We start from the raw sequence: 24,518 nt of genomic DNA on the forward strand, positions 1-24,518 counted from the left end.
GGCACGGGCCTCATCGGGCCAGCCTCGCCGCCGCCACGTTGAGGGTCTCCAGCACCAGGCGGGCGCTGTCCTCCCACTTCGGCGGGACGAACTGGGTGCGAATCGCCGCCGCGAGCGCCGCGTACCGGGCCGGATCGTTGCACAGCCGCTCGATCCCGTCCGCGATGTCCCGTGCATCCCGCGGATCCACGTACACTCCGAAGGGGCCGACGACTTCTCGGAAGACCGGAATGTCGCTGCACACACAGGGTTTCCCCCGCGCGAGCGACTCGAGGAGCGGCAGACCGTACCCCTCGATCACGCTCGGCAGGACCGTGACGTCGCACCGCCGGTAGAGCACTTCCAGCTCGCTGTCGGGGCATCCGGGGAAGTAGAAGAGCCGGTCTCCCCACAGCCGATGCCGATGGATCCGCTCCATGAGGTCCTCGTAGTCGAAGGACGGGATGCCGACCAGGACCAGCGAGAGGTCCACCCCGCGCTCCCAGAGGAGGTCGAAGGCGTCTAAGAGCACGCGATGGTTCTTCCGCGGCTCGAACGTCGCGACGCAGAGCGCGAACCGTCCGGCCGGAATCCGCGGCTCGTGGTCCGAGGGCGCCTCCCTGTCTGGCTGGGAGAATCGGTACCCCATCGGGATCGTCACCACATGGGGGGGCACCGGGTGCCCGCGCTCCCGGCAGAACTGGATCAACTGCTCCCGCACGAAGTTCGAGATGCAAAAGACGACGTCATAGGACGGCAAGGCCGCGGCATAGGGCACGAATCGGATGCGATTGTTAACATGGACCAGGTGCGGATGGGTGATCGGGATCAGATCGAGGAGCACGATCGCCGTCCGCACGCCGCTGGCCTTGAGCAGGGGCAACTGGTCGAAGATCTCGGGACTCGTCCAGATCGAATCCGCGGTAAAGTACCAGTCCCCGGCCGTAAGCTTGAGCGCCGTCTTGCGGCTTTCGACGATCTCGAGGCACGAGAACATCCACCGCTTGAGCCGCAAGAGGGTCCGATTGCGATTGCTCAGCCGCCGCAACGCGGCCAGCGGGCCATCCCCCAGCTTCCACGCCAGCTTGCGAACGCCGTGCGACACGGTCCCGTCGAGCTGTCCCCCGATCGGAAGGGGATAGAACCGGCCATTGCGCCGCACGCTGGGCACGATGAGCCCTGGCGCCTGCTCTTCCAGGGCCCGCCCCAGTTGCCGAACCACCCGCTGGATCCCGGTGTTCAATCCGCTGTGGACGCAGTCGGTCTGGTCATAGACGATCATGCGGATTCCCTCTCGTCAGAGCCTGCCCGTCAGGAGCGACAGACCGATGACCCCCCAGAGGGCACCGGCCCCCGCCAGCGCCAGCCGTGCCGGCCCCGGCCACGCCTGCAACAGCACGAGCGCGCCCAGCCCGTAGCCCTCCGAGAGGGCGCGCATGAACGCCCAGTCCTCCACCCACACCGCCTGGGTCAGGAGGCAGGCCAGCCCCACGTACAACGCCCAGGACAGTTTTTCGTGAGCGGCCGCCCCGGTCCTGCGCAGATGGCCGAAGACCGCGACGGCAAACGCCAGCATGACGAAGACTTCGACCAGCCGCCGGGGGCTCCGGGGCGGCGCGAACGACGCGAACAGGAACTCGCCGAGCCCCTGGAACGGCGGGCCCAGGTTGCCCGAGCCGTGGTGATGGCCGGCCAGCACGGCGGAGACCGACTGTTCCCAGTTCACGGCCAGGAGGCACTGCCAGCCCGCATAGGTCAGGATCGGAACCCATCCCACGGAGGGCGGTACGCCCCCGGGCCGGTCCCGGGCATCCGTCCCCCGGCCGCTCGCCACGCCGACGAGCCACAGCAGGAGCAGCGCGACGCTCACCAGCAGCGTCGTCTCCTTCGCGAGCGCCGCGAGCGCGAGCAGGACCGTGGCGCCGACATCGCGGCGCTGCCGGAGCAGCAGCAACGCGGCCAGGAGGACGCACGCGGCGACGATCTCCACCAGGTTCCGCGAGAGCGTCAACAGAAACCCGGGATAGAAGGGAAACACCAGCCCCCAGAGGGCCGAGGTTCCGGCGCTCCTCGCCAGCAGGCCTCCGATCCATCCCAGCAGGCAGAGGGCAGCGAAGTTCACCCCCACCATCCAGCGCAGCGCCGCCTCCGGGTCGCCCCCCGACAAAGCCCGCACCAGCACCGGGTAGAGAATCCGCTGGTGCCGGTACATCGGGCTGTCCAGTTCGATGCCGAATTCCCTCCGTTCCGCGGTGAAGGGATTGAGGGCCAGCCGATAGTAGAACTGACCGTCGTAGCCATCCTGGTTCCTCAGCACGCTCAGGGGCTCGGGAACCTCCGCAGGGTTCGAGAAGCGATCCCCCGCCGTGACGAACCGGGACAGGTCCATGCCCGGCTGACTGAGCCGGAGCGCCAGGAACAGCGCATAGAGCACCGCGGTCACCAGGGCGGGAGCCCAAGGCGACACCATCAGGTCCGCGCGGCGCCGCAGCCGCCAGGCGCCGATCGCTACTCCAGCATCCCCTCCGGGTAACTTCGGTAGAGCCATCTGGGCTTCTTGGTTCTCGCCGCCCGCGCCTTCCGGCACCGGGCAAAGAGGTACTGCCCGAGATCTCGGGACCGCGCGGCCACGAGCGGGATCATGCGCCTCACGTCGCAGGACGAGGCCGCGCTGTTCGGATGGACGTCCGCGGAGAACAGGGTCTCGACGTGAAACCCGCAGTGCTCGAGCAGGAGCACCAGCTCCTGCCTGTTGTACTCCCGGTTATGCCGCCCGTACGGGCCGTATCCGGAATAGGGGTCATACAGGTTCTCGCCACCGATGAGCCGGGCCACGTTCTCAAGCCGGGCGACGTTGGGCGTCGTCAGAATCAGTACACCGTCGTGCCGCAGAACCCGGTGTACCTGATTCAAGGCGAACACCGGGTCGCTCACCAGATGCTCGATCACCTCGCACAACAGCACCGTGTCAAACTGCGCATCGGGATACGGAAACGGCTCCGCCTCCAGGTTGAACTGGTCGAACTCCAGCGTGTCCGTCACCTCCCGCCCGTCGAGGTCCACGTAGACGACCCGCTGGGCGCCCCAGGTCTGGGACCAGCCGAAGTAATTGGCCAGCCGCAGCTCGCCGCGCCGAAAGAGCTTGAGCAGGAGCGTGGTGAAGTAGGGGTTGGCGCCCAGCTCCAGGATCCGGCCTGCGTCCGTCGGCACCAGCTCCAACGTATAGACAAATCGCCGAAAATCGGTTCGGCAGTAAGTCTCGAGCTCCGCGGCGACCGGCCGCTCATCCGACAGCCGCAGCGAGGACAGCACGCGCACCAGCTCCGCCTCCGACACCCCCGCCGGCAGGGGCAGCGGGGGGCGCAGCGGAAGCCTGTCCAGGGCGTCACGCGAGGCCAGGCGGTCGCGCCATCGCCGGACTCGGCCTGTGGCCCGGCGCAAGACCTCCCACACGCGATGCCCCTCACGACTTCTCACAAATGACCGCATAGTCCTCGCACTCGTGATAGCGGTCCGGGACCAGCTCGTTGCCCCAGAGATACCACGTGGTGATCTTCGTGAACCCGCTAGACCGGCCCAGGAACTCGACAAACTCGGGGAACAGGGGCGCCTTGTGCGTCGGGTCCAAATGGAACAGCTTGAACGCGTGGAGACAATGGGGATTGATCGTTTCGGCCACCAGCACCCCTCCCGGCCTCAGCTTCCTGTACCCCAGCTTGAAGAAGGCGTTGAGCTGCTCGAGATCGAGATGCTCGATGACCTGCGCGCAGAAGATGCCGCCCAGGTGATCGTCCGGCAGCCGTCGGAGATAGTCCTGGAAGTCGCCTAGCTCGACGTTGGGGAGGCCTCGCTTCTGGCATTGGGCGATCATGTCCGGGTTGCTATCAACGCCACTTCCTTCGACGCGGTGCTCGCGAAGCAGCTCGAGAAATTCCCCCCGACCGCAGCCGACGTCGAGCACAGGCTCCTTGCCGAGGAAGAACGGCACGTAGAGCTTTTGCCGCTCCCGGACGACGACCTCGTCGTGGAAGACCTCCTCGAACCCGAAGTAGTCGAACCCTTCCAGGACGCGGGCTGGGCCGGCGGCCCAGGCCTTCGAGAGGTGCGGCCGGATCCGGAGCCGCTGCTCGAGCACCGTGAGGCGGTTGTCCACCCCCTGCAGGTGCGTCTGCAGCCCGTAGAGCATCTGGATGTCTTCTCTCAGCACGCGCCGGAGAACCGCGCGCAGGAGCTGCCCCAGGCGACGCGTGATCATTCCGTGCCCCTCCGGCCACCCCTTCCCATCCGCTCCCGGTCTCCTCTCGAGAGATCCTGCCGTCCCAGGCCTCGGTTCCCAAGCTGCACCCCCTCGAACTCCCAGGAGTGGGCGAGCGTCATCACCCCTCTCCCGGTCGGCCGCACCTGCCGGATCGTGAACGCAAACCGCCGGGCCCGCCAGCTCACGTAATCCAGGTCCAGGTAGTGCCCGTGCAGGTCCACCTGCGAGGCCGCCACCTCCACGAGATACTCCCCGGCCTGCAGCGGCACCCGGTTCAAGGTCACTCGGATGACCCCCGCCCCTTGAGCGACATCGAGCACGTGGCGGTCCAGATGGGTGTTGAACCCGAAGCAGGGCACTCCAGCCTGGGAGAACACGCCGATCCCGAACACGGCATTCCGGACCGCCACGTGGGCCGTGAAGCCGATTTCAACCCGAATATCCTCCCCCTGCTCGAAGACGTGCGTCTCCTCACCGGCGGCCGTCAGCAACCGGCACGACGTAATCTCGATCTCGCCGGAGCCCCAGCGATAGTCGTCCTGCCCACCGGGAGCGCGCGGCCTGGCCCTCGCATCACGCTCCCGGCTCCGCTGGGTCTCCAGATCCCGCACGTAGGCGTCAACGACCTCGGGCGGCGGCCCGAGGCGACGGACGCGGCCCCGGTCCAGATAAATCGCCTTATCGCACCATTGCTCGACTGTCCCCAGATCATGCGAGACGAAGACGATGGTCTTGCCACGGTCCTTGAGCGATGCCACCTCCTCCGTGCACTTGCGGCTGAAGGCCGTATCGCCGACCGCCAGGACCTCGTCAATCAGCAAGATGTCCGCCGTCACATGCACGGCCACCGAAAAACCCAGCCGGGCCAGCATCCCGCTGGAATAGGTCCGGATCGGCTGATCCAGGAACTCCGCCAGCCCGCTGAACGCCACGATCTCGTCCAGGCGCGCCAGCACTTCCCGGCGCGTCAACCCGAGCAGAACCCCGTTGAGCACAATGTTCTCCCGCCCGCTCAGCTCGGGGTGAAACCCGGCCCCCAGCTCCAGGAGCGGGCAGACGCGTCCGTGTACTTCCACCTGGCCTGCCTGCGCCGCCAGGACGCCGGCGATGAGCCCGAGCGCGGTGCTCTTGCCCGAGCCGTTCGGCCCGATCACCCCGACCGTCTCCCCCTGCTCGATCTCGAACGAGACGTCATCCAGCGCCAACAACCGCTGTCGGCGGAGGGACCGGACCGTCTCGGGCAGACGGACGAGCGAGGCCTTCACTCCGCAGAGAAGTTGATGGTACCGCGGGTACCACTTGGAGACATGCTGGAAGCGAATGGCCGTCACAGGACCTCGGCGAATCTCGGTGCCAGCTTGCGAGAGACCAGCACACCCACCCCGCAGGCCGCGAGCCCGTAGACCCCGCTGAGGGTGGCGAGCGTCCAATCGAGGCTGCCGTGCAGAAACAGCCCTTGCCAGCTCAGCATCAGGGGCGCGACCGGGTTCAGGTACATGAGGTCCCGGTACCGCTCCGGAATCATCGTGCTCGAATAGGCGATCGGGGTCAGGAAGAACAGGAACGTCACGAACAGCGTCGTCAGTCGGTCCAGGTCCCGGAAGAACAGGTTGACGGAAGCCACCGCGAGGGCGGCTCCGTACACCAGCAGGAACTGGACGGCGAACAGCAGGGGGAGCCCGACGAGCCAGGTCCAGGACGGGAGCGCCCCGTAGGCGAGCACGAACCCCAGGATCACGGGCACGGACAGCAGCAGGTGGAGCCCGTCGGTGAGGACGGTCGCGGCAACCAGGATGTTGTGCGGAAACCGCACCTTTTTGACGAGGGTGGCGTTCGCGAGAAAGATCGTCGGCGCCGCGCTCAACGAGTGGGCCAGCCAGTGCCAGGGAAAGAGGCCGGCGATGAGAAACAACGGATAACGCGGAATGTCCACCCGCATGACGAGCCCGAACACCATGAAATAGAGCAAGGCGAAGACGAGCGGATTGACCACGGACCAAGCGTATCCCAGCCAACTGCTCTTGTAGCGGGCCTTCAGCTCCTTGGCGGTCAGCACGAGGAACAGGTCGCGCAGGTGCGCGGCGCGCGCCCCGGGTCCCGCCGCCAGCCGCAGCCAGGGGGGCGCAGCCACTGTGTGCAGTCCCTCCGCCATTCGGACCTCAGAAGTCCCGCCGTTGAAACACCGCACAGGAACCCGTGAGCAGCAGCACGATATAGACTGCGCCGTACGCCGTGGCGAGCGCCTGGTATGACAGGCTGACCGGCTCGCCGTAGGCCGCTGCCCCCTTCACGTTGAACAGCTCCAGGTTGGGAAACAGGTAGTACAGCCCGCTCGTCACCGCCTTGACGGCCTCGCTGTGGCTCTTCTCCGCGATCCCCTTGAGGTCGTTGGTGAGGTGGCCGATCACGTAGAGTCCCAGCGTCATGATCGCGCTGAGCGTCGTCGTGCTGAAGGTCGAGAAGAACAGCGCGAGCGCGGTCACCAGGAGGATCTCGACGAACATGAGCGCCACCGCCTGGAGCAGGCCCGCGTGCACCGGCGCCTGGACCATCCAGAGGACGGCCAGGAAGACGACCAGCATGACGGTCACGTTCACCAGCAGGGTCAGGGCCAGGCCGGCATACTTGCCGAGGATGAACTCGCTTCGGCTGATCGGCCTCGCCATGATCGTGTAGATCGTCCGCCGGTCAATCTCCTTGCTCACAAGCCCGATCCCGACGAAGATCGCGATGACCACGCCGACCAGGTTGATGGCCGCCAGCCCCGAGTCCGTCACGATCTTCTCCTGCTCCGCGATGGTCAAGCCGCCCAGGACGACCGACGCGCCGATGAGCAGCACCGCGAACACCAGCAGGTTGTACAGGATCCGGTCCCGGACGTTCTCCCGGAAGGTATTGAGCGCGATGACGCCAATCCGCCACACGGCCTATGCCCGCCCCTCCGCCCCAGGCGGCGTCCGCTCGTCGAACAGCTCCTCGAGCGAGCCTTTCTCGGGCGTCACGGAGACAAGTCGGCCACCCTGCGCGCGGATCGCCGCAAGGACCTCCTCCAGGCGCTCCGGCCCAGGCAGGACAATCAGCGATTGCCGCCCCTGCTGCAGGACCCTGGTGGCCGCCCCGGCGATCGCGGGGATCCGGGCGACCGAGAGCCCCTCGCAGACGACCTCTACGGATTGCGTGCGGCCGCGGCCGACCAGCTCGTCAATCCGCCCCTCGGCCCGGAGCCGCCCCTTGACGAGGACGCCCACGCGGTCACAGAGCAGCTCCACGTCGGGCAGGATGTGCGTGCTGAAGAATACGGTCTTGCCCTGGTCCCGCAGGCTCAGGATCAGGTCGCGCACCTGCTTGCGGCCGATCGGGTCCAGCCCCGACATGGGCTCGTCCAGGATCACCAGCTCGGGATCGTGGATCAGCGCCTGGGCCAGGCCCACCCGCTGCAACATGCCCTTGGAAAATTTCCTGAGCTGCCGCGCCCGGGCGTCCGCCAGCCCGACCTGATCGAGCAGGCGCGTCACGCGCTCCGCCAGCTCACGCCCCCCCAGCCCCGCCAGGCGTCCGTAGAAGGTCAGGAACTCTTCCGCGGTCAGGTAATCGTAGAAGTAGGGCGCCTCTGGCAGAAAGCCGATGCGGGCGCGCGTCCGGACGTCTCCGGCCGGCTTGCCCAGCACCTCGGCGGTGCCACCCGTCGCCCGTGCCAAGCCCAGCAGAATCTTGAGCGTGGTCGTCTTGCCGGCGCCGTTCGGCCCGAGAAAGCCGTAGATCTCGCCCCGCTGCACGGAGAGAGAGAGCCCGGCCAGCGCCATCACCGGTGGCAGCCCCGGCCAGCCCGGCTGATAGACCTTCTGCAGCCCCTCGACCAGCACGACGTCCATCGCGTCGAGCCCCACCTCCTCTTCTCTTCCTCAGCGCTTCCTATGGCACCGGTTGCGGCAGGGTCCGATGGACCCGGAGCCGCTCGCCCAAGCCGGTGCTCGTCACGGTCCCGTCGGCGACGTTGAGCCGGTACTCGCCGCCGAACGGCTCCTCGGGAATGCGGGGGAGGATCCCGCCGGTCACCAGGTCCTCGAGCCGACCAGGCAGGGCCCCGTACCGGGTGCGGTAGCGGCGCACGCCCTCCTCGAGCAGCCGGATATCCCGCTCCGCCACGACTTCCTTGATGCGCCGCGCCAGGCCATCCCGCACCCGGTCGTCCTGCGTCTGCGCGTACAGCCGCTGCAGCAACTCCAAGGCGGCGGCCGGGTCACCCGCCTCGACGCTCATCCGCGCAGCGAGCCTCGGCAGATACTCCGGGGCGCCGGGCAGCGCGGAGGCCAGGCGGAAGTACTTCGCCGCTTCGGCCGGATCGTGCAGCTCGAAGTAGTAGTTGTAGCCCAAGAAGAACGGGAGCTGCCAGACGTCCGGGTTGTGCTGCATCCCTTTGGCGAGCAGCACGTTGCTTTCCTTGGGCAGGCGGGCCCACACGCTCAGGATGCTGCCCGTCGCCTGGTAGGCAAAGGCGAACTTGGGATCCAGATCGGTCAGCACGTCCACTGCATGGAAGGCCCAGCGATAGCCGGCGACCGTCTGGCTCCGCTCGCCAAGCTGCTGGACGACCTGCAACCAGATCAGGTCGGCGACGAGCTGGCGGTACCCCAGGACCGCCACTTTCAGATAGTCGCCCTTCGGCAGGTAGGAGAGCTCGGTCGCGCGGACCGCCGCCGGCCGCTGGCGTTCCAACGCGACGAGCAGGCCTGCGGCCGCCGCGGCGCAAGCCAGGAGCAGCGCGGCGGTCCGCAGCCCGGTTCTGCCGATCGCAGCGGTCGCCGGCGGACTCACGTGCGGGCCCTTTGCCACGCGGCCCGCTGCAGCGCGGCCGCCAGCCCAGCCGCGTCGGCCGTGAGGAACCGCTGCGCGATCGGGTCCTTCGGCCGGTTCGCATACCGTTGCTGGCGGACCAGGATCTCCCGATGCTCGAGCTGCGCCGCCTCGAGCCGGCCGATCTCCAGGTACAGCCTCGCCAGCCACTCCCGGCCCGGGAGGAAGTTCGGCTCGACCTCGACCGCGTGGCGGACCGAGGCCTCGGCCCGATCCCGTTCCCCCAGGGCCAGGTACAGCCGACCGAGATCGAACGGATAGGAGGGAGAAAAGGGCTCCAAGGCCGCGGCCCGCTCGTACAGGGAGACGGCGGCGCGCAGCCAGGCGGCCCGTTGCGCCTCGCTGAACTCCGATCGGCTCATCGCCAAGGCCACGGACACGTGCCCGAGCAGCGCAGGCAGCCGGCCGTCCAGCGGGTTCAGCGCCATCGCGGCCTCCAGCGCCTCGACGGCGGCCTTGGCCGCCTCGACCTGGCCGGTCTGCTCGTAGAGCCGGAAATACACGGCCGCGAGCGCGCTCCGATACAGGGCCTTGCCCGGATCCCAGGCGACCGCCGCGCCGAGCCGGGCGAGCGCGCCACGCACGTCCTGGCGCGCCGCCGCCCGCTGTCCCACCTCGTAAGCCGCCCACCCCAGCCCGATCCGGAGAACCTGCGCGGCCGCCACGATGACCACGAGCGCGCCCGCCGCGGCCCACGCGAGCCGGAACCGGAGCGGAACGGTCCGGAGCGCCGCCGGCCCGCGGCCCCCCAGCCGCCGGACCGAGAGGATCACCGCGACGCACAGCGTCAGCACGATCGCGATCGCCGGCTCATGGAGGTTGGAGTCCACGGCGGCGTGCACCAGGATCGAGGCGGCTCCGCCCGTGACGCCGGCGAGCACGCCCCGTTGCCAGCGCCGGAGCCGCGTCCGCCAGCCGGCGGCGGCTTCCCGCACCACGAGGGCGAGTCCCCAGCCGAAGGCCAGCAGGCTCGCCGGGCCGAGCTCCACGCCCATTTGCAGATATTCGTTGTGCGGGGTCACGGCCATCCGGCCGTAGCGGGCCACCTCGCCGTCCACCGGAAACGCGTAGCGCGGGTACACGTACTGGTAGAGGCCGAGCCCGACCCCGAGGGGATGGTCGGCCATCTGGCGCAGGGCGGCCTCCCACATCTGCCAGCGGGCGTAGCCCACCGGGTTGGTCAGATGCTCGGTGACGATCCGGTCGCGGACCGGATTTGGCGCGACCGCGCCGAGCAGCGCTACCAGCACGATCGCGAACAAGCCGGGCCGGCCGAACCGCAGCACGCACACGATCCCGGTTCCCGCCAGCAGGGCCAGAGCGCCGCCGCGGGATCCGGTCCCCACGATCGCCAGCAGGAGCAGCGCGAGGGCGCCCGCCGCCGCGACCGCGTGCATCCAGCCACGCGCCCCCCAGCGGCGGATGCGGTTCCACCGGCGGTAACTCAGGAACGCCAGGACGATGCAGGCGATCGCGGCCAGGTACCCGGCCAGGAAATTCGGGTTGAAAAACGTCCCGGTCGGCCTCACCTTCCCCATCCATCCCCACTGGACCAGCGCCAAACCGGCCTCGAACAAGCCCACGCCGGCCACGACTAGCAGGAGCGCGGCCGTGCGACTCCAGGCATCCAGCAGCAGCACGAGCAGATAGAGCAGGGCCGCGTAGCCGAGGAGGATCAGCAGCCAGTGGTGGCTCTGGTTGACGTAGGGTGAAGTCGCGACGGAGACGGCGGCCAGCCCCAGGTAGGCCGCGACGGCCAGCCCGAGCGCCATCCGCGGCCAGGCCAGCCGGCCGGCGCGGATGGCGCTCGCCCAATAGAGGCCCAGCAGCAGCAGGATCATCAGCCGGATGACGAGGGCGGCGCCGTGGGTGGTGCCGCCTTCGATCAGCGGGGAGAAGATCAGCAACGCGCCGACGATGAGCAGACCCGCCGCCCGGAAGCCCGAGCCTCGAGGATGAAGGGAGGAGGCGGTGCCCGACAGACCTTCCATCGAGAAATTATGTGCCCGTCACACGCGAAGGATCCTCGCGGCAAGTCGCTATGGAGGGGACCCCTGCACCGTGGGTCCCCTCCGCAGGACGAGTCATCGGCGCCTAGTTCGTGGTCACATCGTTCGGGTTATTAACCATGCTCTTCTGATCGTTGATGGTCCAGCCATCGCAAGTGGCATCGTTGTCAATGTTGCCGGCCGCGCCAGCGGTAAAGCCGGGCGGCGTGGTCCCCGAGGCCGCCTGGACTCCGATGCCGCTCGGCAGCGTGCAGCCGTTCGTCGTGGCGCCAATCGCCGTGCCGCCAAGCGAGTACTGGTAGCGCGCCGTGGACCCGGCGATGGTGAACCCGATCTGCCCGAAGTCGTTGCTGTATGCGTTGTTTTCGCCGAAGTACGAGACTTCGGAGGTGTAGACCGCGCCCAGGTTCGTCTTGGCCTCCGACTGTTTAGCCTTCGCCTGGTAGCTGAGGAAGTTGGGGATCGCGATGGCCGCCAGAATGCCGATGATGGCCACCACGATCATCAACTCGATGAGGGTGAAGCCCTGCTCCTTCCGAATTGCGGTCACCATGTCGTCTCCTCCTGGTTGTTGGGGTTGACCTGTCAGCAGCAGACAAGAGGACCCTCATCTCCCCTCAGTTCAGGCCCTCCACTTTGCAGGAGCAAGGAACGTACTTAAGCAGATTCCATGCCCCGCTGAGCCAGCAACACAGACAGTTCCTTTCTCAGGATTCCAATGGGTTAGGGCCCGCGGTCGAGCCGAAGCGGGGTCAAGCGGGCGGGTGCACGTCCGATTTCTGTCCGCCTGAGCCAAAAATTGGCACGCCACGGGAACGTGCAGGGGGCCGTCATTCGTCGGGTTGCCAGGGGTGGGCGGGAAACCGGCGGACGAGAAGGCAAGGGCTGTCAGGGCGCGGGCTTGGCACCAGAATTGTTCTGGGACACCTTGCGCTGCGCCTGTCGCACCCGTTCGTCGAGCATGGGATCGCCCCAGCCCTGCGCCCGGTAGCGCTCGGCGAGCTTGGTGTTGGAAGGATCGAGCATGAGGGAGCGCAGCCAGGCTTCCCGGGCTTCCTGGATCTGGTTCTGCTTTAGATAGATTTCGCCGAGGTGCTCGAAGATGACTGGGTCGTCCTCGACCAGCGAGGCCGCCCGCTTGAGCTCCGCGAGGGCCTCGTTCAGCTTGCCCATCTTGTAGAAGGCCCACCCGAGGCTGTCCACATAATACCCGTTGTTGGGTTTCAGGGCGACGGCGCGCTGGGTGAGCGCCACCGCCTCCTCGATCCGGATGCCACGCTCGGCGTAGGTGTACCCGAGGTAGTTCAAGGCGTCCGCATGCTTCGGGTCGAGGCGGAGAGCCGCTTCCATCGCGCGCACGAGGTCATCAAAGCGGTTCAGCTTGTCGTAGGCCGTCCCCAGGTTGAAGTGCAGGTCCGGGTTGTCCGGGTTCTGCCGGACCCCCTCCTCGAAGGTTTCGGTGGCCTTCGCATACTGCTCTGTCTGCAGGTAGGTCAGCCCGAGCAGGAGGTACGCGTCCGGGTGCTTCCCGTTCAGCTTCAGGACCTGGGTGAGGTGGGTGATGGCCTCCGGATAGCGCTTGAGTTTGTACAGGAGAAAGCCCATGTGCATGTGGCCGTCAACGTAGCTCGGCTGGATCTTTAGGTTCTCCTGGTAGGCCTGGATTGCCTTCTCGTAGTCCCGCTGCTCCTCGTAGATCATGCCGAGGTAGTCGCGCACCCGCAGCTCCGCGGGCCGCGCGGCCAGAACCTTGTTCAATTGCGCGATCGCCTTGGCATATTCCTTGGTCTCACCGTAGACGAGACCTGCGCGGAGCTGGGCGTCGAGATCGTCGGGGTCCTGCGCGAGGATGACCTCCAGTTCCGCCAGCGCCTCCCTGTACTGCTTGCCGTGCAGGTACAACCGCACCAGGTGCTGGCGGACCTCCTTGCTGTTCGGATTCACCGCCTGCAGGTACCGGCGGTACACCGCCGCCGCGCGCTCGTAGTCTTGGCGCGATTCGTGGACGCTCGACAGGGCGACATAGGCGGGCTCGAAGCTGGGGTTCACGGCGATCGCGCGCTCAAAGCTCTCGATAGCCCGCTCGTACTGTTTCAGCTCGAGCCCGATGCGCCCCAGGTAGTAGAAGCCCATCGGCGACCCGTTCGCCTTCTGGACCCCCTGCTCGAACGCCTGCTGGGCCTCCTCGTAGCGCTTCAGGTTCATGAGGAGGAGCCCTTTGGAGAAATAGGCGTCACCCCCTTCCCCGCTCGCCGCGATCGCGCGGTCGTAGAGAGAGAGCGCCTGCTGGACCTGGCCCGCTGCGGCATAGACGCCCGCAACCGACAGCAGGACCGAGACGTCGCGGACGTCCGCCTCGGCGACGCGCTCGGCGAAGCGGAGCGCCGCGGCGGTATCTCCCTTCGACAGGTAGAGGGTGGCCAGCCGGGCTTTGAGGAACATCGAGGCCGGATCCGCGCGCAGCGCGGTCAGGTATTCGCTGATCGCCCGTTCGTGGTCCTGGGCCAGCTCCGCCTGATGACCGAGGATGAAGTGGTAGTAGGCCAAAGGGTCCGACGGCGCGGGCGGCTTCGGGGGCGGTGCGGTGGCGGCCTGCCCGACGCCGTTGCCGCCCGTCCCAGCCTCCGGGACGGCGGCGCAGGAAACGACGACCAGCGGGATGGCGAGGACGGCGAGCAGCCCCCGGCCGCAGCGACACGGCAGGTCCCCTCGCAGCGCTTTCCCCTGCCTGGTGGTGCTTCCGGTCATCAAATTGGAACCTCGGGAACCTCGCTCACGCTCAGGGCCGCCGAGGGCGCGTAAGGCGGATTATACGAAGCCCGCTCGGAGGGTGTCAAACCTCCCGGTCCGAGCGGTTTGCGAACTTCGCGTACTTCTCCAGGAAGGTCAGCTCGATGTCGCCGGTCGGGCCGTTGCGGTGCTTGCGGACCAGAATGTCCGCCACGCCCGGTTTCTGGGTGGTGTCCGGATTGTACACCTCGTCCCGATAGATGAAGATCACCACGTCGGCGTCCTGCTCGATGGCGCCCGACTCCCGGAGGTCAGCGAGCACGGGGCGCTTGTCCTGGCGGGTCTCCACTGCGCGGCTGAGCTGCGACAGGGCGACGATGGGGATGTCCAGCTCCTTGGCCAGGGCCTTGAGCGAACGGGAGATGTCCGAGATCTCCTGCTGGCGCGACTCCGCGTCGGCCCGGCCTTGCATGAGCTGCAGATAGTCCACGACCAGGAGATCGAGCCCGCGTTCGGCTTTGAGGCGCCGCGCCTTGCCCCGCATCTGCTGGACGGTGAGGGCGCCGGAGTCGTCGATGAAGATCGGCGCCTGCGAGAGCTTGTCGGCCGCCGCCGTCAACCGCGTCCAGTCCCCCGGGGAGAGCTTGCCGGTGCGCAGCAGGTGGGAGTCCACGAGGGCCTCCGAGCTGAGCATCCGGAGCACGAGCTGGATGCCGGACATCTCGAGGCTGAAGACCCCGACCGCCTTGCGGTACTCGAGCGCGGCGGTCTGAACCATCCCGAGCGCCAGGCTGGTCTTCCCCATGCTGGGCCGGCCGGCGATCACCACGAGGTCGGAAGGCTGGAGCCCGGCCGTGATCGCGTCGAGATCGAGGAAGCCGGTTGGGATACCGGTGATCTGCTCCTTCTTCTTGTACAGCTCGTCAACCCGATTGATGCCCTCGAGGATGAGCTGCTTCATCTCGGCGAACGACCGGCTAATCTTGCCTTGCGCCAAGCCGAAGATCGAGCGCTCGGCGAACTCCAGCAGCTCGTCCACAGAGCCCGTCCCCTCGTACCCGCGCGCGATCACCTCGGTCGCCGTGCCGATCAGCCCGCGCAGCATCGCCTTGTCCCGGACGATCTTGGAGTGGTAGCGGATGTTCGCGGCCGAGGGGACGACCTGGACCAGCTCCGCCAGGTAGGCCGCCCCGCCCACGGCCTCCAGCTCACCGCGGGTTTTGAGGTGCTCCGAGAGCGTGATGAGGTCAATGACCTCCCCGTGCTCGGACAGCTCGAGCATCGCCTGAAAAATCTTCTTGTGGGCGGTCCGGTAGAAGTCGTCCTCGGTGAGCAGCTCCATCGCCTTGGCGAGGGCGGCGTTGTCGAGCAGGACCGCGCCGAGGACCGACTGCTCGGCCTCGAGATTCTGGGGCGGCAGCCGCGGCTCCGACAGGTCGCGGAGGCGGGCGGGTTCCGCGGTCATGAGGCCCCTCCCCCAAAGGCCCCTCCCCTGAGCGCGGCGGGAAGGTCCTCGATCTTGACGATCCGCGACGTCCTGGTGCCCGCGCCGAGCAGCAGCGCCTCGTCGGCAGCGCAGCCCGGCAGTCCCACGAGCACCGCGGCCAGCGCTCCGGCGCGGCGCGCCGCGGCCAGCGCCGCCTGCTGCGCCGCGGGCCCCGCGGGCCCAACCGTGTCCTGCAGCACGCGCAGGCCCGCCGCCCGCAGGCGTTGCGCCGCCTGGAACAGCCGCGCACCCGCCCGGGCCTGGGCCGCGACCAGGACGTCGGCCCGGACGGGCGGGCTTCCGTTCCCGCTCCGCTCCATTGCCCGGAACAGGCGGTCCACGTCGAAGGCGAACCCGGTGGAGGGCTGCGGCCGGCCGAACCGACCGATCAGGTGATTGTAACGGCCGCCGCCGCCCAGCTCGCACCCCAGCCCCTCCGCGAACACGTCGAAGACGACCCCGTCGTAGTATTCGAAGCCTCGGAACTCCCCCAGGTCCAGCAGCAGATGCCCTTTGAGCCCGGCCGCGTCCAGCAGCCGGTAGACCTGCGTCAGCCGGTCCAGCGCCGCCCGCAGCTCGCGGTTCCGGCCGGCCAGCGCGCGGCCACGCTCCAAGACCTCGTCGCCTCCGAAGAGCCTGGGCGCCTCCAAGAGGGCCCGCGCGGTCCGCCCCGGCACCCGCTCCCGGAGCAGAATGTCCGCGAGCTTGGGAAGATCTTTTCGCGCGGCGGCCTGCTCGGCCCGCTTTTGCCCCTCCTGCGAGAGGCCGGAGCGGGCGAGCAGGCCCTTGAAGAACCCCACGTGTCCGAGGGAGATCCTAAACGCAGACAGACCAAGCTGCCGGAGGCAGTCGCCCATCAAGGCGATGATCTCCCCGTCCATCGCAACCGAGTCCACGCCGATCAGCTCCGCGCCGACCTGGAAGATCTCGCGCTCCCGGCCCGCATGCTCGGGTTCGTAGCGGAACACCGTGGTCCGGTAGCAGAGCCGGAGCGGCACCTCCGCGCCCGCCATGCCCATCGCCACGATCCGGGCGATCTGCGCGGTGACGTCCGGCCGCAGGAGCAGGATCCGGCCGGTCGTCCGGTCGGCGATCTTGTAACACTTCTCGATCAGCTCGGGTTCCAGGCCCGCCGCGAGGACATCCAGGTACTCGAAGGTCGGCGGAATGACCTCTTGGTAGCCCCAACGGCCCAGGCAGGCCAGCAACGTGTCCTCCAGCCGGCGGACCCGCTGGGCCGTGTGGGGCAGGATCGTGGCCATCCCCGAGGGGATAAGCGAGCGGGCGTCCCGGGACGAGGACGGCGCCTCGGGCCGAGGCGGCTGACGCGAACCGCTGGATGAGGATCGGCGTGGCATAGGCTGGGCAGGGTTGCCCGGGCTACAATCCCCGGGTGAGATCAGCGAGCTTGACCGACAGGATGTGCTTGAGCGTTTTGATCGTCTCGAACACGCCGGCGGGCAGCGCGGCATCGAGCCCGATGATGAGGAGCGCGGTGCCGCCGCGCTCCTCCCGAGCGCATTGCATCCGCGCGATGTTGATCTGATGGTCGCCCAGAGCCTGGCCGACCGCGCCGATCACGCCTGGCTTGTCTTCGTTCAGAATCAGGATCATGTGCCCCTCCGGCACCACCTCGACCTGGAACTCGTCGATCTCGATGATGCGGGGGTCCTTCCGATGGTAGAGGGTGCCCGCGACGCGACGGGCCTTCCGGCCCGCCTCGACCCGCACGCGGACGACGCTGGTGTAATCGCCGGCGTCGCTGCTCTTGACCTCCTTGACCTCGATGCCCCGCTCCTTCGCAAGCACGGGTGCGTTGACGTAGTTGACCACGTCCTCGAGGATCGGCGTCAGCAGCCCTTTGAGCACCGCGATCGTGAGCGGGGCCGCCGCAAAGCCGGAGACCTCCCCATAGTACTCGACCGTCACGCGCTCGATGCCCCCCTCGCAGAGCTGGGCCTGCAGCAGGCCGATCTTCTCCGCCAGGCTGAGGTAGGGCTGGATCCGCGGGAGCACCTCGGGCGGGACGGAGGGGATGTTGACGGCGCCACGCGCGATCCCCTTGGTGAAGTAGTCCACGATCTGCTCGGCGATGCCGATCGCGACGTTCTCCTGGGCCTCGCTCGTCGAGGCCCCGATGTGCGGCGTGCAGATGAAGTTGTCCAGCGTCAGTAGCGGATGATCGGGCTTGACCGGCTCCTCCTCGAAGACATCGAAGGCGGCCGCGGCCACCCGCTTGCTCTTGAGCGCCTCGTAGAGATGGGCCTCGTTGACGATCCCGCCGCGCGCGCAGTTCACGATCACGACGCCCGGCTTCATCTGCGCGATCGCGTCAGCGTTGATAAGTCCCCGAGTCTCGGGCGTGAGCGGCGTGTGGACCGAGATGACGTCCGCGCGCCGGAATAGCGCCGGCAGCGCCACCAGCTCGACGCCCATCTTCCGCGCCCGCTCCTCGGCCAGGTAGGGGTCGTAGGCGATCACGTTCATCGCGATGCCCTGGGCCAGCTTGGCGAGGTAGCCGCCGATCTGCCCCATGCCGACGATGCCGAGCGTCTTGTTGTACAGCTCCATCCCCATGAACTTCTCTTTTTCCCACCTGCCCGCCTTCATGGAGGCCGTGGCCTGGGGGATGCGGCGAACCGCCGAGAAGATCATCGCCAGCGTGTGCTCGGCCGTGGTGACCGTGTTGCCGCCCGGAGTGTTCATCACGACGATGCCGCGCCGCGTCGCCGCCGGCGTGTCCACGTTGTCGAGGCCCGAGCCGGCCCGCCCGATCACCTTCAGGCGCTGGCCCGCCTCGATCACCTCGGCCGTGACCTTCGTCGCGGACCGGACGATCAGCCCGTCGTACTGCGCGATCTCCTTGAGCAGCTCCTCCTTGGAGAGCTTGGGCTTCACGTCCACCGTGAAGCCGGCCTTCTGGAGGATCTCGATGCCCTGCTTCGAGAGGCTGTCGCTAATGAGGATCTTCATGGTCTGTTCCAGCTAGCAGCTCGTTGCGAGCCGCGAGTAGTTCCGGGCGAGACGCGATGGGCTATTCGCTGCTTGCTAGGCTCTCAACCCTTCACCATCAGCAGCTCCTGGGCCTTGGCGACCCCGCTGCCCAGCGTGACCGGATAGCCCAAGCCCTTCAGCACCATCTCGATCGCGGCGAGCGCCGTGATGATGTCGAAGGTGTCCGCGTAGCCCATGTGGGAGATGCGGAAGATCTTCCCCTTGAGATGGTCCTGCCCGCCCGCCGCGGTGATCCCGTACTGCACGCGGAGGTTCTTGTAGATCGCCTGGCCATCCACGCCCTCCGGCGCCGAGATCGCGGTGAGCGCGTTGCTCGGCGCCTGCTTGGGGAAGAGCGCCAGCCCCGCGGCCTTGGCGCCCTCGCGCATCGCCTGGGCCAGCCGCGCCTGCCGCCCGAAGACCTGGGCGAGGCCTTCGGCCTTCAGCATCCGCAGCACCTCTCGCAGGCCGAGGATCATGGAGACCGCCGGCGTATAGGCGGTCTGGTTTTTGATCTGGGACTCTCGCTCCTTCTTGAAATTGAAATAGAAGGCAGCGTTCTTGGCCTTCTCCGCCAGCCGCCAGGCTTTCTCGCTCACGCTCACGAAGGCCAGGCCCGGCGGCAGCATCAGGGCCTTCTGCGACCCGGTGATGACGACGTCCAGGCCCCAGGCGTCGGTCTGGATGTCGAAGACGCCCAGCGCCGTGATCGCGTCCACGACGAGGATCGTGTCCTCCAGCGGCCGGACCACTTCGGCCAGCGCCCGAACGTCATGGGCCACCCCGGTCGAGGTCTCACTTGCCTGGACGTAGACCGCCTTGATGCCGGGATCCTTCTTGAGCGCGTCGGCGACCTGCTGGGGATCGACCGCGTAGCCCCACTCCACCTTCAGCTCGATCACCTGGGCCCCGAACGTCTTGCAGAGTTTCCCCCAGCGCTCGCCGAACTTCCCGCCGTTGACGACCAGCGCCTTGTCGCCCGGCGAGAGGAAGTTCGACACCGCCCCTTCCATCGCGCCAGTGCCCGACGCGGCCAGAATCAGAACGTCGTTGCGCGTCTGGAACAGCCACTTCAGGTCCTCACGCACCTCGCCGAACAATTGCGCGAACTCGGGCGCCCGGTGATGGATCATGGGCTGAGCCATCGCCAGCAACACCTCCGGCGGCACGGCCGTCGGCCCCGGAGCTAACAGATAGCGCTTCAGCATCGTTCCGCTCTCCTTACCAGCATCGTGAACTGATCATCCGGCAGACCGGTTGGACGGGTCATGCGCTGGCGGCGTGGGGAGCCCGCACGCTACCACACCCCCTACCCTGTCAAGGCGACTGCGGAGCGGGCGCTGGGGCGGCGGCGAGACGGCGTCCCCCCGCAAAACGGACTGCCCAAGCGATGCCGCCAGGGACACCGGTTCGACCGGTCCCGTCCCCGAAAGGGAGCAGGCTGCGATCTTTTTATTGACAACGTCGCCGTTCGCCGCTAGGCTCACCGGCTGTGCCGGACGTCCCCCGGTACTGGACAATCCCTAGGAGTGCCCATGTCGTGTCCCCAAAGAGATCGGATCAGCCCGGGCCGCATGGCGATCGTATTGGCGGCGGTCGGGCTGTCCTTCGGCCTCGCCCCGGCTCCGGCAGCGGCCCAGACTCTGCCCGCCGACGCCAAGGCGACGGCGCTGGCGATGGCCGCGGACCCGCCGGCCCCTTCTGCCAACCTCCCGTCGGAGCCTGCAAGCCAGGAGGCGGTCGCCGCGGCAGAGGAGGACGCCGACGGCCCGCTCACGCTCCTGAGCCCCAATGCTCCCGTGGTCCAACTCAGACCGGAAGGCCAGCTTTCACGGTACGGCGAGTTGTTCGAGCCCGGGCTGGACTCCGGGCCCGCACAGGACAGCACCGCCCCTGAGCCGAGCCTGACCGCCCAGAGCCCCGACAATCCCTTCGACGTCCCGATCATCCGCAACGAAAAGGTCGAGACCCACATCCGGTTCTTCAACGTCGCGATCCGCGACCGGTTCGAGCAGTGGCTCCACCGGCTGGGCCGCTACTGGCCACACGTCGAGAGCATCTTCAAGGAATTCGATCTGCCCAGCGACCTGGTGTACCTCTCGCTCGTCGAGAGCGGCTTCAACCCGCATGCCTACTCCCGCGCCCGAGCGACCGGCCCCTGGCAGTTCATCAAGAGCACCGCCCGCCTGTACGGGCTGCGGGTGGACGAGTACGTGGACGAGCGGCGCGATCCGATCAAATCCACGGTGGCCGCCGCGCGCTACCTCCGCGACCTCTACGATCTTTTCGGGACCTGGCCGCTCGCGCTCGCCGCCTATAACGCCGGCGAAGGGAAGATCCAGCGGGCCCTGGAGAAGGCGCGGGCTGAATCGTTCTGGGAGATCGCCAAGACGCGCTACCTGCGGCGGGAGACCAAGGACTACGTTCCCCGCTTCATGGCCGCCACCATCATCGCCAAGCACCCCGACCAGTTCGGCTTCTCCGCCGTTCCGCCCGACCCGCACGAGTTCGAGGAGGTGGCGGTCCGCCGTCCGCTTCACTTGAGCGAGATCGCGAAGGTGACCGGCGTGCCTTACGCCGAGTTGCGGCGGCTGAATCCGGAGCTGCGCAAGGACGTCACGCCGCCGACGGATCCTGTCTATCTCCTGAAGGTGCCCGTCGCCATGAAGGAGCAGATCGCGCAGGCGCTCGATCGCGTGCCGACCTGGAAGCCCGCCCGCACGTCCCCGTCCAAGAAGAGCCGGAGCCTCGTCCGGCACGGCAACGCCAACGGCAGCTGGTATCGGGTGCAGGCCGGCGACAGCCTGTGGAAGATTGCCAAGCGATTCCAGATGAGCGTGAAGGACCTGGTCGCGCTCAATCGCCTCGCCGGCCGCAAGATCAAGCCGGGCGACCTCCTCGCCGTCCAGCGGTGACGGTGTCTTCCCGTTCGGGCCGCGCAGCAATCAGGGTGTCGGTGGCGGGTTTGTCGGGGCGGCCTGGCCCGCCGCGGATGCAGGCGCAGCGGGCGCCGGGCCCTTCTTCGCTTCCAGCGCCTTCAGGCGCACCGAGGCCTCACCGGCGAAGGGAGAGTTGGGATAGCTCTTCATCAGGTCCTGGTAGCGGGCCAGGGCGCCTTCAGGCCGATCCATCGCCTCCTCCAGCTTGCCCAGCTCGAAGAGGGCCTGATCCTTGTTGACCGCGCCGGGGACCTCCAGCACCGCCGTAAAGGCCTTGAGCGCCTGCTCGCGGTCTCCGTTCACCAGGTGCGCGTAGCCCATCCGCTGATACACCAACCCGAGCAGGGTCTTGTTGGCCCCGTAGGCCGCGATGAACTTCCGATAGGCCTCGAGCGCGCCCGTGACGTCGTTGGCCTGCATCAAGGCGTTCCCCAGCTCGAAGAGGGCGATCGGCGCGCTGGGGCTACGCGGGAACTGCTCCACGATCTGCCGGTACAGCGCGATGGCCTGCTTGAGATTATCGCTGGCCTTGGCCGGCTGGTCGAGTGGGCGGTCCAGGTACAGCCGGGTCGCCTGCGCGCTCAGCTCGGCGGCGCGCTCTGCATTGCGCAGGTCATACCAGATCACACCGGCGATCCCCGCCACCACGAGCAGGAAGACGGCCAGCCCGACCAGGACGGCCTTTCGGTTCTGCTCCACCCAGAACAGAAAGCGCTCCGCCCCGCTCAGCAGGTCGGCTTCGTCCACCGGCGCGCGCTTGGACTCGATTTTGATCTTGTACGGCATGGGTGAACGGGTTATACGCGCGTCCTGCGCGTCTTGTCAACGCCGCGTTCCGGAGGATGCGCAGCGCCGCTCGTCGCTCGTGAAGCGTCGCTCGCGGTGGCGTGCATCCGCCGCGCCGGCGTTGACAGGGCCGAAGCCACGGGGGTAGCGTACCGGGCCATGTTCGACGAGGAGCTGCGCCAGCTTGCCGACCGGGGACTGCTGCGCCGCCTGCGGCTCGTGGCGTCGGCGACCGGCCCGGTCGTCACGGTCGAGGGCCGCGCGGTGATCCTGCTGGCCTCGAACGACTACCTGGGGCTGGCGGCGCATCCGCGGCTCAAGCAGGCGGCGATCGAGGCGATCGGCCGCTACGGCGTCGGCGCCGGCGCCGCGCGCCTGATCTCCGGGACGCTCCCGCCGCACCAGGAGTTGGAGGCGGCGCTGGCGCGCTTCAAGCACACGGAGGCCGCGCTGGTCTTCGGCTCCGGCTACCTGGCCAACCTCGGCCTGATCCCGGTCCTCGCCGGCCCGGACGACGTGGTCTTCGCGGACCGCCTCTGCCACGCGAGCCTGATCGACGGCTGCCGGCTCAGCGGGGCGACCTTCCGGGTGTTCCGCCATCGGGACCTCAACCACCTGGAGCACCTGCTGGCCAAGCACGCGCGCCGCCGGAAGCCGCTCATCGTCACCGACGGGGTCTTCAGCATGGACGGGGACCTCGCGCCCCTGCCCGACCTCTTGGCCCTGGCCGACCGGTACGGCGCGCGGCTCCTCGTGGACGACGCGCACGGGACCGGGGTGCTGGGCGCGCACGGGCGCGGCCTCGCCGAGCACTTCGGCGTGGAGGCCCGCCTCCCGTTCCAGATGGGGACGCTCGGCAAGGCCCTCGGGACGAGCGGCGCCTACGTGGCGGGCCCGGCCAGGTTCATCGAGTACCTGATCAACCGGGCGCGGCCCTTCCTCTACACGACCGCGCCGCCGCCGGCGCTCGCCGCCGCGACGGTCGCCGCGCTGGAGCTTGTTGCGCAGGAGCCGGAGCGCCGGGCCCGGCTCTGGGAGAACCGCAAGCGCCTCCACGCCGGGCTCGTCGCCTTGGGGTTCCGGACGACGGAGACGGAAAGCCCGATTATCCCGGTCCTGATCGGCGACCCGGCGCAAGCCCTCGCGCTGGCGGAGCGGCTGTGGCAGCTCGGCGTCTTTGCGCCGGCGATCCGGCCTCCGACCGTCCCCAAAGAGACGAGCCGGATTCGCACGACCGTGACGGCCGAGCATACGCCGGAGCAGATCGAGACGGCGCTCAACGCCTTCGAGACTGCCGGCCGCGAACTGGGGTTGATCGGCGAAGCCGGCCCGGGGTCGGCCTGCACCAAATCCCCGCCTGCGTAGCCGGCCCCGGCGAGCTGTGCTATCATCGCTCCCCATCCGGTCCTTAGGGGGAGGAACCGATGGACATCACCCAGTTACTCACCTTCGGCGTTGAGCAAAGCGCCTCGGACTGCCACCTCAGCGCGGGCGAGCCGCCCATGCTGCGCATCCATGGGGACCTCAAGAAGCTGGACCATCCGCCGCTGACCAAGGAGGAGGTCCATGCGATGGTCTTCGACATGATGAACGACGCGCAGCGTCGCGTTTTCCAGGAGACCCACGAGTGCGATTTCTCCTTCGAGCTGGGCGAAATCGCCCGGTTCCGCGTCAACGTCTTCCTGCAGCGGCGGGGCGAGGCGGCCGTCTTCCGGACGATCCCGACGAAGATCCTGTCGCTCGAGCAACTCGGCATGCCGCCGGTCATCCGCCAGCTCTGCGACAAGGAGAAGGGCCTGATCCTGGTGACCGGCCCGACCGGCTCCGGTAAATCCACGACCCTGGCCGCCATGCTGGACTACCTGAACGACACCTTCGAAGGCCACATCCTGACGATCGAGGATCCGATCGAGTTCGTCCACAAGTCCAAGAAATGCCTGGTCAACCAGCGGGAGCTGGGCCCGCACACCCATTCGTTCGCGAATGCGCTCCGGTCCGCCCTCCGCGAGGACCCCGACATCATCCTGGTCGGCGAGCTACGGGACCTCGAGACGATCCAGCTCGCACTGACCGCCGCGGAGACCGGCCATCTGGTCTTCGGCACCCTGCACACCTCCAGCGCGCCCAAAACCGTGGACCGTATCATCGACGTCTTTCCGCCGAACCAGCAGGCGCAGATCCGCGCCCAGTTCGCCGAATCCATCGAGGGCGTCATCACGCAGACCCTGCTGAAGAAGAAAACCGGCGGCCGGGTGGCCGCGCTGGAGATCATGGTCGCCACGACGGCGGTCCGGAACCTAATCCGCGAGGCCAAGCTCCACCAAATCCCGGGCATCATGCAGGCGAGCAAGAAAGACGGGATGCAGACCATGGACATGGCGCTCATGGACCTCGTAGCCAAGGGGCTGGTCACGAAGGCCGAGGCCCAGAGCCGGAGCATGACCCCGAACTTGTTCGGCGCCGCCGGCGTCGCATAATTTCCG

Annotated in this window: 20 protein-coding genes; 3 read left to right on the forward strand and 17 right to left on the reverse strand. The window is 67.9% G+C overall.

Annotated features, from left to right (window positions below; translation table 11 throughout):
* Positions 1 to 10: 10 nt before the first annotated feature.
* The 16 genes from ACWHYQ_RS03340 to ACWHYQ_RS03415 form a co-directional block, all read right to left on the reverse strand.
* Entirely contained in the window at positions 11 to 1,261 is a 1,251-nt protein-coding gene (locus tag ACWHYQ_RS03340; RefSeq protein WP_447974336.1) for a glycosyltransferase family 4 protein, read from the reverse strand.
* Between the two features lie 15 nt (positions 1,262 to 1,276).
* A complete protein-coding gene (locus ACWHYQ_RS03345) occupies positions 1,277 to 2,527 on the reverse strand; it encodes an AZOBR_p60025 family cell surface glycopolymer formation protein (protein ID WP_447974337.1) in 1,251 nt (416 codons plus the stop codon).
* Positions 2,488 to 3,432 (reverse strand): class I SAM-dependent methyltransferase, encoded by a 945-nt coding sequence (locus ACWHYQ_RS03350; RefSeq protein ID WP_447974338.1) that lies wholly within the window; start codon positions 3,430 to 3,432, stop codon positions 2,488 to 2,490. The genes ACWHYQ_RS03345 and ACWHYQ_RS03350 overlap by 40 nt, the downstream gene beginning before the upstream one ends.
* A 10-nt stretch (positions 3,433 to 3,442) precedes the next feature.
* Positions 3,443 to 4,234, reverse strand: coding sequence for a class I SAM-dependent methyltransferase (locus ACWHYQ_RS03355; RefSeq protein ID WP_447974339.1), 792 nt, complete (start codon positions 4,232 to 4,234; stop codon positions 3,443 to 3,445).
* On the reverse strand, positions 4,231 to 5,568 hold the full coding sequence (locus ACWHYQ_RS03360) for an ABC transporter ATP-binding protein (protein ID WP_447974340.1): 1,338 nt from the start codon (positions 5,566 to 5,568) through the stop codon (positions 4,231 to 4,233). Before ACWHYQ_RS03360 ends, ACWHYQ_RS03355 begins: the two co-directional genes overlap by 4 nt.
* Positions 5,565 to 6,389: an ABC transporter permease gene (locus ACWHYQ_RS03365; protein ID WP_447974341.1), complete on the reverse strand. Its 825-nt coding sequence runs from the start codon at positions 6,387 to 6,389 to the stop codon at positions 5,565 to 5,567. The genes ACWHYQ_RS03360 and ACWHYQ_RS03365 overlap by 4 nt, the downstream gene beginning before the upstream one ends.
* A 7-nt stretch (positions 6,390 to 6,396) precedes the next feature.
* Positions 6,397 to 7,161 carry an ABC transporter permease gene (locus tag ACWHYQ_RS03370; protein WP_447974342.1) on the reverse strand — a complete coding sequence of 255 codons (765 nt, stop codon included), beginning with the start codon at positions 7,159 to 7,161 and terminating at the stop codon, positions 6,397 to 6,399.
* Between the two features lie 3 nt (positions 7,162 to 7,164).
* Positions 7,165 to 8,124, reverse strand: coding sequence for an ABC transporter ATP-binding protein (locus ACWHYQ_RS03375; protein WP_447974343.1), 960 nt, complete (start codon positions 8,122 to 8,124; stop codon positions 7,165 to 7,167).
* 25 nt (positions 8,125 to 8,149) lie between these two features.
* The gene (locus ACWHYQ_RS03380) at positions 8,150 to 9,070 is read right to left on the reverse strand and encodes a tetratricopeptide repeat protein (protein ID WP_447974344.1); all 921 of its coding nucleotides are present in this window, start codon (positions 9,068 to 9,070) and stop codon (positions 8,150 to 8,152) included.
* Positions 9,049 to 11,082 carry an O-antigen ligase family protein gene (locus tag ACWHYQ_RS03385; RefSeq protein ID WP_447974345.1) on the reverse strand — a complete coding sequence of 678 codons (2,034 nt, stop codon included), beginning with the start codon at positions 11,080 to 11,082 and terminating at the stop codon, positions 9,049 to 9,051. Before ACWHYQ_RS03385 ends, ACWHYQ_RS03380 begins: the two co-directional genes overlap by 22 nt.
* 103 nt (positions 11,083 to 11,185) lie before the next feature.
* On the reverse strand, positions 11,186 to 11,653 hold the full coding sequence (locus ACWHYQ_RS03390) for a type IV pilin protein (protein ID WP_447974346.1): 468 nt from the start codon (positions 11,651 to 11,653) through the stop codon (positions 11,186 to 11,188).
* Positions 11,654 to 11,988: 335 nt separating this feature from the next.
* Positions 11,989 to 13,848 (reverse strand): tetratricopeptide repeat protein, encoded by a 1,860-nt coding sequence (locus ACWHYQ_RS03395; RefSeq protein ID WP_447974347.1) that lies wholly within the window; start codon positions 13,846 to 13,848, stop codon positions 11,989 to 11,991.
* An 85-nt stretch (positions 13,849 to 13,933) separates the two neighbouring features.
* Positions 13,934 to 15,295 (reverse strand): replicative DNA helicase, encoded by a 1,362-nt coding sequence (dnaB, locus tag ACWHYQ_RS03400; RefSeq protein WP_447974348.1) that lies wholly within the window; start codon positions 15,293 to 15,295, stop codon positions 13,934 to 13,936.
* Complete coding sequence (hisZ, locus tag ACWHYQ_RS03405) at positions 15,292 to 16,578, reverse strand: ATP phosphoribosyltransferase regulatory subunit (RefSeq protein WP_447974349.1); 1,287 nt, start codon at positions 16,576 to 16,578, stop codon at positions 15,292 to 15,294. The genes dnaB and hisZ overlap by 4 nt, the downstream gene beginning before the upstream one ends.
* Positions 16,579 to 16,696: 118 nt before the next feature.
* Entirely contained in the window at positions 16,697 to 18,289 is a 1,593-nt protein-coding gene (gene serA / locus ACWHYQ_RS03410; RefSeq protein ID WP_447974350.1) for a phosphoglycerate dehydrogenase, read from the reverse strand.
* A gap of 83 nt (positions 18,290 to 18,372) precedes the next feature.
* Positions 18,373 to 19,518: a pyridoxal-phosphate-dependent aminotransferase family protein gene (locus ACWHYQ_RS03415; RefSeq protein WP_447974351.1), complete on the reverse strand. Its 1,146-nt coding sequence runs from the start codon at positions 19,516 to 19,518 to the stop codon at positions 18,373 to 18,375.
* Positions 19,519 to 19,884: 366 nt separating this feature from the next.
* On the opposite strand from ACWHYQ_RS03415, the gene ACWHYQ_RS03420 reads away from it, so the two are divergent.
* Positions 19,885 to 21,225 (forward strand): transglycosylase SLT domain-containing protein, encoded by a 1,341-nt coding sequence (locus ACWHYQ_RS03420; protein WP_447974352.1) that lies wholly within the window; start codon positions 19,885 to 19,887, stop codon positions 21,223 to 21,225.
* A gap of 30 nt (positions 21,226 to 21,255) precedes the next feature.
* Here the strand turns inward: ACWHYQ_RS03420 and ACWHYQ_RS03425 are convergent, their stop codons facing one another.
* Positions 21,256 to 22,035, reverse strand: coding sequence for a tetratricopeptide repeat protein (locus ACWHYQ_RS03425; RefSeq protein WP_447974353.1), 780 nt, complete (start codon positions 22,033 to 22,035; stop codon positions 21,256 to 21,258).
* A gap of 96 nt (positions 22,036 to 22,131) precedes the next feature.
* Between ACWHYQ_RS03425 and bioF the strand changes: the two genes are divergently transcribed.
* Positions 22,132 to 23,400 (forward strand): 8-amino-7-oxononanoate synthase, encoded by a 1,269-nt coding sequence (gene bioF, locus ACWHYQ_RS03430; protein WP_447974354.1) that lies wholly within the window; start codon positions 22,132 to 22,134, stop codon positions 23,398 to 23,400.
* 59 nt (positions 23,401 to 23,459) lie between these two features.
* On the forward strand, positions 23,460 to 24,512 hold the full coding sequence (locus ACWHYQ_RS03435; protein ID WP_447974355.1) for a type IV pilus twitching motility protein PilT: 1,053 nt from the start codon (positions 23,460 to 23,462) through the stop codon (positions 24,510 to 24,512).
* The last annotated feature ends 6 nt before the right edge of the window (positions 24,513 to 24,518 follow it).

This window comes from Nitrospira sp. Kam-Ns4a, from assembly GCF_965152595.1.